The sequence below is a fragment of the Spirosoma flavum genome, from assembly GCF_042686045.1.
GTDB lineage: Bacteria > Bacteroidota > Bacteroidia > Cytophagales > Spirosomataceae > Spirosoma > Spirosoma flavum.
The window spans coordinates 24,177-38,601 of the sequence record NZ_JBHUOM010000003.1 but is presented as its reverse complement, the minus strand read 5'-3'; the positions used below and the strand labels follow the sequence as shown (position 1 = coordinate 38,601).

The 14,425-nt window shown below is 46.3% G+C and carries 8 protein-coding genes; 1 reads left to right on the top strand and 7 read right to left on the bottom strand.

Features of this window, described 5'->3' with window-relative positions; all coding sequences use genetic code 11:
- Positions 1 to 5 precede the first annotated feature (5 nt).
- The 4 genes from ACFS25_RS12645 to ACFS25_RS12630 form a co-directional block, all read right to left on the bottom strand.
- Positions 6 to 1,811 (bottom strand): histidine kinase dimerization/phosphoacceptor domain -containing protein, encoded by a 1,806-nt coding sequence (locus ACFS25_RS12645; RefSeq protein ID WP_381501013.1) that lies wholly within the window; start codon positions 1,809 to 1,811, stop codon positions 6 to 8.
- 388 nt (positions 1,812 to 2,199) lie between these two features.
- Positions 2,200 to 2,691, bottom strand: coding sequence for an MOSC domain-containing protein (locus tag ACFS25_RS12640; protein ID WP_381501010.1), 492 nt, complete (start codon positions 2,689 to 2,691; stop codon positions 2,200 to 2,202).
- 99 nt (positions 2,692 to 2,790) lie between these two features.
- A complete protein-coding gene (locus ACFS25_RS12635; RefSeq protein ID WP_381501008.1) occupies positions 2,791 to 3,711 on the bottom strand; it encodes a metallophosphoesterase family protein in 921 nt (306 codons plus the stop codon).
- A gap of 151 nt (positions 3,712 to 3,862) precedes the next feature.
- Positions 3,863 to 6,565, bottom strand: a complete 2,703-nt coding sequence (locus ACFS25_RS12630; protein WP_381501006.1) for a DUF5686 and carboxypeptidase regulatory-like domain-containing protein — start codon at positions 6,563 to 6,565, stop codon at positions 3,863 to 3,865.
- Positions 6,566 to 6,777: 212 nt separating this feature from the next.
- On the opposite strand from ACFS25_RS12630, the gene ACFS25_RS12625 reads away from it, so the two are divergent.
- A complete protein-coding gene (locus ACFS25_RS12625) occupies positions 6,778 to 8,145 on the top strand; it encodes a M24 family metallopeptidase (RefSeq protein ID WP_381501004.1) in 1,368 nt (455 codons plus the stop codon).
- 125 nt (positions 8,146 to 8,270) lie between these two features.
- Here ACFS25_RS12625 and ACFS25_RS12620 read toward each other — a convergent pair whose 3' ends face one another.
- The 3 genes from ACFS25_RS12620 to fbaA all read right to left on the bottom strand — a co-directional run bounded on the left by ACFS25_RS12620 (position 8,271) and on the right by fbaA (position 14,282).
- Positions 8,271 to 9,404 (bottom strand): efflux RND transporter periplasmic adaptor subunit, encoded by a 1,134-nt coding sequence (locus tag ACFS25_RS12620; protein WP_381501002.1) that lies wholly within the window; start codon positions 9,402 to 9,404, stop codon positions 8,271 to 8,273.
- Complete coding sequence (locus ACFS25_RS12615) at positions 9,388 to 12,696, bottom strand: efflux RND transporter permease subunit (protein WP_381501001.1); 3,309 nt, start codon at positions 12,694 to 12,696, stop codon at positions 9,388 to 9,390. The genes ACFS25_RS12620 and ACFS25_RS12615 overlap by 17 nt, the downstream gene beginning before the upstream one ends.
- A gap of 506 nt (positions 12,697 to 13,202) precedes the next feature.
- Positions 13,203 to 14,282, bottom strand: a complete 1,080-nt coding sequence (gene fbaA, locus ACFS25_RS12610) for a class II fructose-bisphosphate aldolase (RefSeq protein WP_381500999.1) — start codon at positions 14,280 to 14,282, stop codon at positions 13,203 to 13,205.
- Positions 14,283 to 14,425: the final 143 nt, after the last annotated feature.

The window sequence follows — 14,425 nt, the reverse complement described above, 5'->3', positions numbered from 1 at the left end:
CTGAGTTAACCTTTAAATTCTAACGTAAATACAACCCCTACAGACTCATTTTCCAACCCAGACCTAACTTGATACGTTCCGGATAGTTGCTCTACCTGTGCCTGAATCAACTGCATTCCAAATGACACGTGCAGTGTGGCAGGTACAGCGCCTGATTCAACCCAGTCTAACTGAGTGTCGCTCCAACTGACACTCAAACCGTCAGACCGATCTGACCCAGTGCCGGGCCAACCGGGTCCGTTGTCGGCTACCGTGACATGTATTTTGTTATTCTTGCGGTAACAACTAATGCTGAATTTTGGGTTTTCATTGTTAGGAAAAGCATATTTACAGGCATTAGTTGTCAGTTCATTCAGTATTAATCCCAAAGGGACGGCCTTATCGGCAGAAAGACTGCTCTCGTCAATAGAAAACTGGGTTTGAACAGAAGGGTATCCATATGCTCTTAGCACTCCTCCTACTAACTCCCGAATAAACTCATCAAGGTTAGCTTCGGCCAATTTATCGCCATCATATAACCGTTGGTGAAGGATAGCCATCGACTGTACCCGTAGTCGACTTTCCTCAACCGCCTTTTTCGCCGATTCATCCGTTAGTCGTTTAGATTGCAAGCTCAACAGGCTTGAAACCACCTGTAAGTTATTTTTGACCCGGTGATTCTGCTCCTTCACCAACTCCTCGTTTCGGCGGCTAGTGCGTTTATTTTTGCGATACAGTCGAAAAAACACAATACTCATCCCGGCTGCTATCATGAGTAAGGCGAATGTGACGACGATAAAGCGTTGTTGCAAGCGCAGGTTTTGCGTATTCAGGCTAATTTCCTTTTTCTGTGCGTTTAAAAGGGCTTCTTTCTTTTCTGTTTCGTATTCTACATTCAGGCGGGTAATTGCACCATTGCGGTCTGCCAAAAGTTTGATCTTTTCTGATTCATTTAATTTCCGTAAATGCTCATACGCCTTTTTCCACTGACCTAGAGCCTCAAAATAATTAACAAATTGAGTGTTCAGACTCAGACGCAACTCGTATTCATTCAGTTTCTTAGTAGTGTAAATCTTTTCGGCTTTATTTAGTATTTGAAAAGCTCTCTCGAGTTTGTTAAACGTTAAATAAGCCTCAGCCAGATGCATCATGGTATTCACTCGAATACCATCTTTATTTTTGAGGGTAAATAAATATAGTGCTTTCTCTAGATAAGGGATTGCCCGTGGGTCTTTAACTTTAGTAAACAGCGTTCCCAATTCAATACTTACTTCGCCTATACCCAGCGTGTCACTTAATTTATAGCATAAGCTTTCCCTTTTCTTGTAATAAAAAAACACCCTGTTATAGTCCAACTGTTTACGCGGCAAGTGTGCTTCCCACATCGCTTGGTATATTTGGGCTAAAGCGCCGTAAGCGCGTAGCAACGCCTTGTCCGACTGAATACGCTGTGCAACTGCTAACGAAAGATTGGCGTAGTGTAAAGCTTGTTTTGAGCGCCCCAGCCTATCTTCGTTTTCACTGAGTCGAACATATAGCCGACTTAATTCAAAGGAGTCACCTAGAGGTTCGTGTATGCGTAACGATTTCAGGAAGTAAGACTGAGCCGTTCGGTAGTCACCTGAAAAAACATACGTTTTACCGTAGAGATACCAAGCTTCGGCCAGTAGCAACGGATCGTTCTTAGCCTTGGCCTCTTTTTCCGCTTCTCGGGCATGCCGTAGCCTGTCGGGTTGAATGTCTAGATAGGTAGTTTTTTGCGCCATACTTACGCCTAAAGTCAATACCAAAAGCACCACTAAGTGATTGACGTACAAATATAAACGAGGCATTGTGACTGGCGTACGAAAGGTTTTTCTGAGCAATACGTACCGCACCAAATCTACTAAAATGCGAGCGGTTTGTTGCAACTAGTTGCTCGCAAGAAAAAAGATGCATTTGGGAAGAAAAAAGACCAACCTGATACAACCATTATTGTCAGTAATCGCAATAATAGGCTTATTTGTAAATATGAGCTTAGCTATATATGCTAGAACTTAGCGTGGTGCTTTCCGCTTATATTCACACCCTATCAATCAATTTATCTAATGTTTCAGCGGCTACTCACTACCTTCCGTTTGCTAGTGTTACCAAGTTTGGTTAGACGACTGACTGTAGTTCAAGGAAGGATATGGCACCTGTAAAATCTATATATTAGTTATATGTCTGGTAGCCAGTAAATTAAACTTGTAATTCCATACGTACAAAAACCTCATCTCTTACCTTTATCACACCACCTTTTATCACTTTGGCCGTTAGTCCACCGTGGCCGCGCATGGCGTTGTAACCACCCGGCCCAAGAGCGGTTTCCATTTTGGAGCAGGGATGGCATTGGCCGGTAATTTGAAGAATAGTATCGCCGATCTGAATTTGATGGTCTTTAAGCGCCAACAAGTTGAGACCCGATACCACAATATTGCGACGAAGGAGAGCCGGATCAAGAATTTCACGACCCGTTAAAGCGGCTACAACGGGCAGGTGCTCAGCCTGAATGATCGTTATGTGGCGGTTGCCACTTTGCCCGCTATAATGATCGCCGGTAATTCCTTTTTTTTCTGATATATCTATAGAATCAACAACCTCCACCGGACTGCGCCGTTCAGGTCGAATACCAATCCACTCCACCCGGCCGGGGCGTGGAAATACATCAAATAAGTCTTTGATATTTTGCATAATGTAGCACGAACATCCTGTCTGTGCAGCCTCGGGCTAACTGTGTGGCCTCGTAAACTAGCCTGCAGCACACGTACGGAACGTCTATGCCACTATAACCTAATAAGTCACATACGTGTTTGTAACAGACCCATCATCAAACAAATCGACAACGGCATAACCCGCTGCTGTGTGTTGGTATTTACCAAACCACCAGGCTCCGCTAACGGCTCCATTGCAGAAATAGGAAACGCCATTGTAATCAACCCGGTCCACTAAGTGAATATGCCCGCTTAAGGCAGCCTTTACATTCGGGTGACGATGAAACAGGTTTGTAAGGCGAACCGTATCACTATGCATCCAACGAGCGGGTATAGACCAGTTTTCGTCCGTGAAGCGCTGACCATCAAAAAACACGCAAGCCGCTAGAATCGGTATGTGCGAAACAACCAGAATTGGTGTTTCTGTGGGCGTAGCTTGTAAATCGGCTTCAAGCCAGTGGACTTGTTCATCATCTAAATGAGCCGTATACCAACTTCCATCAGCTTTTGGTTGTACACTATCCAAGACTATAATGTGCCAGCCGTTGCGATCGATGCTGTAATAACGTTTCGCCATCTGAAACTCATCCATTGCCCACTGTCGTCCTGCTTCAAAGCAAACCTTCGTTTCCTGACGACACCAGATGTCATGATTACCGACACAACTTAGTAATGGCAAGTTATTTTCACTGCGAAGAATATCCTGATAGAGCCGCCATTGCCGACTAACGCTATCTTTCCCCCGACCGTGAGCTTCCATAATGGCATCACCACCATTGATAATCAGGTCAGGTTTATCGGCTAGACTTTGTGCGTGGTGAAGGCATTTTTCGAAACCCTTAGCCGCGCCAATTAGCGGCTGCATATGAATATCGGTGAGATGCGCAATTCGCAATACCCGTTGTTTAGGCGCTGTTACGGCATGGGCAGATGCCAATTTGTTTACTGAAAGAGCCGCAAGGCCCGCCCCCACTCGTCTAACTACGTCCCGACGATTCATGCCTACATTGGTTTCCGCAAAGTACGGCGTCGCCAATGACGTGAGTGTTACCTCCGTTTTACTAGTCTGTTAGTTAATTGAACTATTTACACGTATTTGTTCACAAAGGGTCAACGTATCAAGTTCGCCAGCCCATTAAAACAAGACGATATCACCGGCCAAATTTTAGCGTTGTACCAATTCTAAAGCCTAAGCCCCGATAGGTAGCGTCCTGCCATTGCGAAATGACTTCTACCCGAAAAAAGGGCAGCACCTGTGGAATCAAGCCATCTAACCCATATCCAACTTCGGTATAATGCTTTGAGGCTGGGGTATAGAGATAGTGAACGAACAGATTTTCTTTTAAGCCAAGTAACCGAACCACCGTTAACTGCGTAACCAGAAACTTACGAAACTCAGCCAAAACGTGGGCTTCGGCAAAGCGTTTTGCTGTACTATTCTGGTAATATGGTAACAATCTAAAACTCGACACAGCATCGCCCTGCTGGAAGAAAAACTGATTCCCCGCGAAGTGCTTAAAGTCAGGGAAGTATACTTGGCGGTCATTTAGAAATGCCCCGGCACTGAGTTGATAATTTAACCGGCTTCGAATGCCTGTCTCAAATGAATGATTAATAGTCGCTTGCAAAAAATCATAGTTGACATCGGCCATGCCTTTGCGATAATTTACGGTTAGCAGCGGGCTTTCGTTATCACGTCGGGTAATTCGCCGACCGTTGCGAATAGTATATTGCATGGCCCCTAGCCGCGCCGAAGCCGTCAGGTTAAGAAGCAAGGCATTATGAGTTGGAAAAGCTGTACTAGCCACTTCATCGTTTTCCGGACGATTGGGTGTAAACGTCCGGTTACTCCAGTTAATCCAGGGTTTGATGTCTTCTCTATAATTGGTCAATTCGCTACGCTGAGCATATTCCAAACTACCTGTCAGCACGATGCGGTTATCAAACGGCGACGCATTAACGGTTAAATTCAGAAAATCTTTTTGATAAAGTTTCGCAAAATTCTGCTCAAAAAACAGTGTCGTTATAGAGTTCAGAAATGGGCTTATGGGATTATCAGGATTAAATTGATACAAATACCGCCCGCCTGTCACGCTAAGCAGCGTTGTTTTATACTGGTAACTGGCTCGCCCATAGCCGACAAACTGCTTACGCCCAAACTGATACCGCCCGGTACCACCAATGTTCCACTCGCCGAGCGGAATTTGTCTAAACCGACTGATGGAATCTACTTTCGCGCGGTAACGTAAATTCAACGCTCCCTCAAGCGTATACCCTTCAACGGTATTATACTCGATTCGTGCTAGTGGACTGGTGTAGATCAAGGAACTCTGTTTAGTCAGTCGCCATGTATGACCGCTCAATAGTTGGCCTGGCGAAAACTTGTTGGTCGATTTCTTTTTCGTACTGTCGCGCCGAGCCGTGTCTCCACTAGCAATCTGGCTAGGTGTCTTTATTTCGTGTATTAGCCCAAGACTATCCGCTTTATGGTAACTTTTGATCTCAGCGGTGGTAAGCGGCACCGACCTGAGTGAATCCCAGAAAACGTTCGAACGTTTACGAGCCAGCGTGTCGACCACGAGCGAATCATCGCGCACGACAGTTACATCTTCCTTGCGATTCTTACGAGCTTGTTTCTCCTGCTTTTCATATTCTTTGACAAGCTGACGTAGATTTTTCGTTGAGAACTCCTTTTGTTTCTTCACTAAATCGTCGAATTGCTTGCCCTTAATGTCACTCTTCGAGAGTGTTTGAGCGGGCGGGGCCTTCTTTTCGTCAGTAACTTCAATATCTTCAACAAACGCAGGATTCACGACAAATTCACTAAATGTCAGGTTACGGATATAATAGCCCTTTGCTTTTACGCCAAGGTATGTTCCGCTCCCTTCATAACGCTGATTCGTTGGCATCCAGACGCCTTGTATGGGGCTGCACATGTGCCGGATCGTAATTGAAATACCAATGTTATTGACAGTCTCCAACTGCAAACTATGAATAGCCCAGGTGTTCTCAAGAATATAAATTGTTCCCCGAAAAACGCCCTCGCCATATTGGCGGGGAATGACCTGAATTTTACTAACCTCCACTACTTTCCCATCCGGACCCGGCTCCCGAAACGTGCCTTTATACTCAAATTTGTAGTAGGCAAAAGCTTTCGGCGATAAGGGTGAAACAGTACCGGCGATAGTTGGATTATAGAAACTGGCGTTATAAAATTGGTTCGGACTCAGGAAATCGCCCTGCGAGTTGCGGTTTGCAATGATTCGTTGTCGAAACGTATTCGGCTGACTGAACGACACTTCGGCTACGGTTTCGTTCAGCATTGGTACGCCCACTTTAAAGTTGGCTTCCCGTTCGGCTTCTTTCAATTGCTTCCGAAACGCCATTTCGGCCAGATTGGGCAAGTCAACTACCGTAAATGATGACTTGGTATAAACCCGCGCGTTGAACCGCTGTACCTGCAACTGATGAAACCGGCTTTTGGCGATGGCCCGTCGCATGATCGTGTAAGCGGGGTCTTCATTACCCGCTTTAGTTTGCACTTCGGCCAGCCGGAGAGCTTGTTCTTCCAGCGTGGCATCTAAGGTGGTAAAACCCGTACCTATCTCAACGGATTTCTGAATCGTCTGAAATCCCAGATATTGAAAACCAATATCATATTTTCCTGGCGCAAGTACGATTTCATACTTTCCTTCGGCATTCGTAATTGTGCCTTTAGAAGAGCCTTTTACAAGTACACCCGCGAAGGGTAACGCTTCGCCCTGCCCGTTTTTGACCGTGCCGCGCAGGCCGGTTTGTGCGCTAGCAAATGTTGAAAAAAAGAAAGCAATTAAAAGTAGTACTGAGTATTTCATGCAATGATGGTCTTGGCAATCGTGCGAATCTACTTGTTAAACGAACTATAGCCTTTATTTTTTCAATGTGTAACCATTTTCATCAGGAAGAAAAAAGCGTTCTTCAGTAAAGGCAAGATGCACACAGGAATAAAAACGTTGTCTGAGCTTATTGTTAAAAAACTATAATGTCTTTGCGTATCTTGCTTCAAACTGCTCACAACCTGAATTATATGCACAAACCAGTACACTTCCTCATTAAATTATTCACATTTTTATTATTCTTATCAACCGCCAACGCCCAGGTTGCCTCCCCGTCTACTATTTTGTCTGAACGAGACCGGTCACGGGTTGTCGACGAAATTCTGGACGATCGTTTTACTAACTTCCTGCCACAACTTATGCGTCGCGAGGGACTGGATATGTGGATTATCATCTCCCGTGAATATAACGAAGATCCCGTTTTACGGACAATGCTGCCGAGTACGTGGCTCTCGGCCCGCCGACGAACAATTATCGTGTTCTTCGATCAGGGTGGTGATAAAGGCGTTGAAAAACTGGCTATTGCCCGTTACGATGTAGGCAACCTGCTCAAAGGTGCCTGGGATATCGATGTTCGGCCTAACCAATGGGAAGCACTGGCGAAGATTATTGAGGACAGAAAACCGAAGAAAATTGGCCTGAATATGTCCACTAATTACGGCCATGCTGATGGGCTTTCCTTTTCTGAACATGAACAATTTCTCAAAAAACTACCCGAAGACTATCAAAAGCGTATTGTTTCGGCGGAGAAAGTAGCCGTTGGCTGGCTCGAAACCCGCACCGAAAAAGAGATGGCACTTTATCCGCTCATCTGCCGGTTATCGCACCAGATTATTCAGGAGGGCTTCTCGGAACAGGTTATCCAACCGGGCGTTACAACCACTGATGATGTGGTTTGGTGGTTCCGTCAGCGCATCACAGATTTGGGTTTAAGTACATGGTTCCATCCGACAGTTGACGTGCAACGCGCTGACAAGGAAGACTTTAACCACTTGCGTACGTTCTCAAAGCGACCTGACAAGCAAGTTATTTTGCCCGGTGATTTACTCCACGTTGATTTCGGGATAACTTATCTGCGCCTAAACACGGATCAGCAACAACATGCCTATGTTTTGCGTCCCGGCGAAACCGACGTTCCTGATGTAATTAAAGCCGCCTTCAAACAAGGGAATCGGTTACAGGAAATTCTTACTGAGCAGTTTAGCGCCGGTAAAACGGGGAATCAGATGCTTCTGGCAGCCTTGGAACAGTCAAAAAAGGAAGGCATTAACGGCACAATTTACTCGCACCCGATTGGCGTTCACGGCCACGCAGCCGGGCCAACGATTGGCCTCTGGGATCAGCAGAAGGGCGTTCCCGGTCCCGGCGATTACCCGTTGTTGGCAAATACAGCCTACTCTATTGAACTCAACGCAGCCGTAGAGATTCCTGAATGGAAAAAAGTAGTGCGTATTATGCTCGAAGAAGATGGCTTTTTTGATGGTAAAACATTCCGCTACATCGACGGACGGCAAACGGAGATCTATACCATTCCCCGCAAATTGGGGTATGTGAAATGAATTTTGTCCTTCCGACGCAGGCGGAATCTTACCTAATTCGTAGGATTCCACCTGCGTCGGAGGAACAAAAAAGCTCCCATAGTTTACTTTGGTAACCTATTATTTTGACTATTTAAAACGCGGCATTACTTCACATTAACTGATGACCCGTCCCGAATCTCTTCGTTAGCCGACATAATTAGTTGATCCCCTTCCTGAAGGGGACCAAATAGTTCCACTTTCTCATCGGCCTCAAGGCCTCTTTTCACCGGAACCCATTCAGCTTTACGATTGATAACCTTAATCACAAAAACGCCGGTTGTTCCATTGACAATGGCCGATTTTGGGACAATGAAGGTGTTGTTTTTCGTTGGCAATGGCACGTTAACTTCGGCAATCATTCCAGGTAGTAGCTTTTTATCGTTGTTAATTACATCGACTTCTACCCGCTCCGACCGAAGCCGTTTATCTAAAGCCCCCGCCTGCCGTTTTACTTGCCCGGTAAATTTTTGATCAGGAAACGCTTTGACGTTAAAGGTAACCTGATCGTTCAGATTGACATAGCCCGTATAGGCTTCAGGAACCGAAATAACTAAACGCAGTTTCTTTTGCTCCGTCAATACAAATAATGGAAATTCCGAGCCCTTGCCTGAGGGTCCGATATAAGCGCCAGTGCTGGCGTTCCGCGCGCTGATAATTCCATTGAAAGGGGCACGAATTTCCAGGTATTTTTTCAGATCGGCCACCTCGCGATAGGCTGATTTTGCGGCTTCCAGTTGAGCAAGATCGGCATTTCGCTTGGCCAGCGCCTGGTCGACATCGTTTTTCGAGACGGCTCCGGAGAATTTACTAGCTTCCAGAATCCGCTCGTAGTTGGCTTTAGTAGCAATAGAAAGTGCTTCCTGCGCTTTAAGTTTTGAGTCAGCCGAAGATAATTGAGCACTTAATTCAGGGGCTTCAGCCAACGCCAGCAATTGCCCTTGCTTCACTTCAGAACCCACATCGACATTCAATGATTTGATATAGCCACTTACTTTCGCATAGATATCGACATCTCGAAACGCAACCAGTTCGCCCGGCACTTGCAACGACGATGATAACTTGCCGCGTTGTAACGAAAACACCTCGACGGTGGCCGGTGCCTCAACGGTCTTCGCTTCTTCCTTTTTTTTCCCCTCTTTACCTTCGGACGAATGACAACCGCTCAACGAACCGAGCAGAAGCAGGCTTCCGAATACAGTTACTACAGCAGGGAATGACTTATTAATTGGCCGTTTCATACGGGGTTGGAATATAGAATTTACTGTCTTTATCTTCAGGATCAAGCGATACGGATTCAGTCGATGTTTTACCCTGTACCCAGGCAAACACTAGGGGCAGAATAAATAGGGCGGCAAAGGTCGAAGCAATCAGACCGCCAATAACGGCACGTCCCAGTGGAGCCGCCTGTGAGCCGCCTTCACCCAAGCCAGACGCCATCGGAATCATCCCCACGACCATCGCTACGCTGGTCATCAGGATAGGGCGCATCCGCACCGACGCAGCTTCTCGTGCCGCCAGTAGTGCATTACCGCCGTTGCGCATGCGCAGATCTTCGGCATTCGTCACCATCAGCACCGCGTTGGAAATGGATACCCCCACCGACATAATCATGCCCATGTACGATTGCAGGTTAAGCGTAGAGCCGGTCAGCATCAGCAATGCCAGCGAACCAACCAATACCGCAGGCACTGTACATAAAACCACTAGCGAAACCTTAAACGACTGGAAATTGGCCGCCAGCATCAGAAAAATAACGACAATGGCGGTTAACAAACCCGTTTGCAGGCTGTCGAGTGTATCAATTAACACCTCAGTTAAACCCTGCATTTTTATAGTTAATCCGCGAGGAAGTTCACCAATTGAGTTGATTGCCTTCTGAACATCGGTGGCGGCAGTGCCTAAGTCCATGTCGTTCATGTTAGCCGTTACCGACAGCACCGGGATAGCGCCGACGTTGTCGTTTTCGCCATAGGTCGTTCCCTTTTGCAACGTAGCCACATCGCTCAGAACCGGCCGGTTTGCATTCGGTGAAATTGGTATTTCGCCCAAATCGTTCACGCTCCTCATGCTGTTTTCAGGAATCTGCACCTGCACGCTATAACTCTGGCTCGACTTAGGATCAATCCAAACGCTTTTCTCGGTATAGCGCGACGATGATGTAGCGGCAACCAGCGAGCGTGAAATGGCCGATATATCCGTGCCTAACTGTGCGGCCCGCGCCCGATCGATTGTCACATTAATGGATGGGTATTTCGTGGCCTGCCCAATCTGCACATCGCGCAGATACGAAATATGGTTCAGCTTTTCGATGACTTTATTAGCGTACTCTTCATTCTGCTTTTTGTTCTTGCCAATAAGCCTCACCTCAATCGGCGTTGGCGACCCCTGACTCAAGATCTTATCCGTTAATTCGATGGGTTCAAAGGAGAGCTTCACAACGGGCAACGCCTTTTTCATGCTGGCTCTGAAATCGTCTTTCAGCTTATCCAGATCAACGTCGTAGTCTTCTTTCAGACTCACCTGCAAAACTCCCTCCTGTGGCCCGGCCATAAACAGGTAAATCGGACTCGTTGAAAACTGCGAACCGTGCATTCCCACCATCGCCGACGTAATCTCGACGTTTTCTTTGCCCACCAACCCGTTCAGTACATCAATGGTTTTGAGCATGGTAGCTTCGGTCTTTTCGAGCCGGGTACCATCGGGATTCCGCAAACGAACCTGAAACTGACCGGCGTTACCTCGGGGCAAAACATCCCGGCCAATTATCGTTATAAGTATGGCAGCTAACCCCAGTGACCCGATTATATAAACCAATACAATAGGCTGACGGAAAGGCAACATTCGACCGATAAATCGGACAAAGCGCGCCCGGATACGCTCGAAAAAACTAATCTTTCCATCACCATCGAGATCCATACGATGGGCCAATTGCTGCTTTTCCTGAAGTGTGTCCTCGTGATCGCTTTTGCCATTGCCGTTTAATTTTCCATTAGGCTTAATTAAATGCCCATTTACGGCTTCGTGAATGGTCGCTTTACCATTGCTAACATGGGGATGGTCTTTCATCATCCAGTTGGCCAGCACCGGAACGAGCGTCTGCGCCATTAGGTAGGACGTGATCATGGAAAAGCCAATAGCAAGCGCAAGCGGTAGAAACAGCGCGCCCGGTATACCCGTCATGGTAAGAGCGGGCGCAAATACGGCCAGAATACAAAACAGAATCAGGAGTTTGGAGAAGGCGATTTCCTTACAGGCATCCCAAATGGCCAGTGCTTTTGGCTTGCCCATGTCCATATGCTGGTGAATGTTTTCAATCGTTACCGTGCTCTCATCGACCAGAATCCCGATAGCCAGCGACAGCCCGCTCAACGTCATGATATTGATGGTCTGCCCGAATAACGACAGGAATAACACCCCCGAAATGATACAGGTCGGGATGGTGATAATAACGATCAACGCCCCACGCGCATCGCCTAAAAATAGCAGCACCATAAGCCCCGTCAGAATGGCTCCAATGCCGCCCTCCGTCATCAGACTTTCTACGGCGTTGATCACATAAACCGATTGATCGAAGGTATAGGTCAGCTTTACATCTTCCGGCAACAGGGCCTGAAAGCGTGGCAAGGCCGCTTTCAAGTTTTGAACTACTTCCCAGGTCGACGCATCCGACGACTTGGTAATGGGCAGATAAACCGAACGTTTTCCGTTCACCAACACATATCCCTGCGTAATATCAGCCCCATCTTCAATGGTCGCGACATCCTTCAACGTCAGGTTTTGAACGGTGCCGGTAAAGAGCGGAATATTACCGAAATCCTTTATATTTAGAATAGTTGTATTGGCCGGGGTAAAATAATTCAAGTCGCCAATGCGCACGTTTCCGGCGGGTGTTGCCTGGTTATTGATCCGTAGCGCGGCCACCACCTGATCGGGCGTGAGGTTGTGCGAGCGCATCAAATCGGGATCAGCCCGAATAACGATGGAACGCGAGTTGCCCCCAAACGGAGCCGGGGAAACCAACCCCGGAATAGATGTAAAACCCGAACGGATATAGACGTTGGCCAAATCCTGCAATTCATTGTTACTGCGAATGGGGCTACTCAATACCAATTGCCCAACCGGTAAGGTCGATGCATCGAAACGCAGAATAAACGGCGGCTGTGAACCTGGCGGAAATTGCGCCTGTGCCCGGTTCGAATAGGCCGACACCTCGGCAGCCGCCTGGGCCATATTGGTTCCTTCATAGAAGGACAGCTTCAGCAGCGTTATTCCCTGAATATTTTTGGTTTCGATGCTTTTTACTCCTGCTACATAGAGCAGTAAGTTTACATACTGCTTACCAAAAAATGCCTCCATCTGGTTGGGTGTATACCCACCAAATGGTTGAGAAATATAAATAACCGGCAGATTCAGGTTGGGGAATATGTCAATCTTAATAGTTCGAACGGCGTTAATACCGAAGAAGAATAAGCTGGCCACGACCACTAAGATCGTAATAGGCTTACGTAACGCGGAACGGATTAAATCCATACTAAATTAAAATTATCTTAAATTTACAACGCAATCATGTAATAAATGGATAATCTCCTTAGTTGTCTACCTACATTAAAGAGTAATCGAGTAAAACCCAATTTTTTCCACAATACATCATATAGTGCACTATATCTTTCTGAAAGTTAACAAATTTGTCTGGTAATTTTAGTGATCTTCTGGTACTCTTGATGAGGCTTTTCTGACCAGCTATTTTTCAATAAATGGTATATCCAATGGGCTCACAAAACAGTATTTAAGTATAAACACTTACCATTTATTTTTTTATTTTTTCACCCATAATTGGCTGTTTATCAGAGATATTCATCCTTTCAATACTTATTATATATAAGCTTATTTTATCTACTAATTTATACGGTAACTACCCAGATTAAACAAGCCAACTATGTGTATTATCTCACAAAGGCAGTTTTCATAAAAAAGGGTAATTGATTGGCTATTTAGCCAATCAATTACCCCGACTATTTTACCTATCGAACACTGGTTTATGCCAGCCGATTGATGCAATTCAAATCTTCGAATGCAATTTTCAACCGTTGCACCATGCTTTCTTCACCTTTGCGAAGCCACACACGTGGATCATAGTATTTTTTGTTCGGCGAATCCGCACCTTCAGGACTGCCTAATTGCGATTGCAGATACCCTTCTTTCGCTTTGTAGTATTTCAAAATACCTTCCCACATAGCCCACTGCATATCGGTATCGAGGTTCATTTTCACGGCACCGTACCGGATAGCTTCCCGAATTTCTTCGCGGCTTGAGCCTGACCCACCGTGAAACACGAAGTTCACTGGCAATGGTCCTGTAGCGTATTTCTCCTGAATATATTTCTGCGAGTTGTCCAAAATAACCGGCGACAATTTCACATTACCCGGCTTGTAAACGCCATGTACATTTCCGAAGGCAGCCGCGATGGTGAAGTTTGGCGAAATTTTGCTCAGTTCTTCATAGGCATAAGCCACTTCGGAAGGCTGTGTATAGAGTTTAGAGTCGTCAACGTCAGAATTGTCAACACCATCTTCTTCGCCACCCGTTACACCAAGTTCGATTTCAAGTGTCATGCCGATTTTGGCCATCCGCTCAAAATATTTCGAGCAGATTTCAATATTCTCCTCAATTGGCTCTTCCGACAAGTCGAGCATGTGCGACGAGTATAGCGGCTTACCCGTTTGGTCGAAGTGCTTTTCACCAGCTGTGAGCAAGCCATCAATCCAGGGCAGGAGTTTCTTGGCGCAATGGTCGGTATGCAGAATCACCGGCACGCCGTAGAGTTCAGCGACATGATGAACGTGCAAAGCGCCCGAAACAGACCCCGCAATGGCTGCCTGCTGTTTATCATTCGGTAATGCCTTGCCAGCATAAAAAATACCTCCACCGTTGGAGAACTGAATGATTACCGGTGAGTTAACGACTTTAGCCGTTTCTAATACCGCATTGACGGAGTCCGTTCCAACAACATTGACGGCGGGCAGGGCGTAATCATTTTCGTTGGCGTGACGGAAAAGTTCGGTGACGCCTTCGCCGGTCACAACGCCGGGGGCAAAACGGGTGGCTACTTCGCTCATGATTAGGGATGGTTTTTTGGATTCGTTCAAGAAATAGTTTACCGAAAATGCGACCGGCTAACCTATCTGATTTCAAAGGGTAAAGTTGGGGATATTAGGGGAATATTGCTACTATTGCTCCAATCTCACCTAGTTAGAAAGCA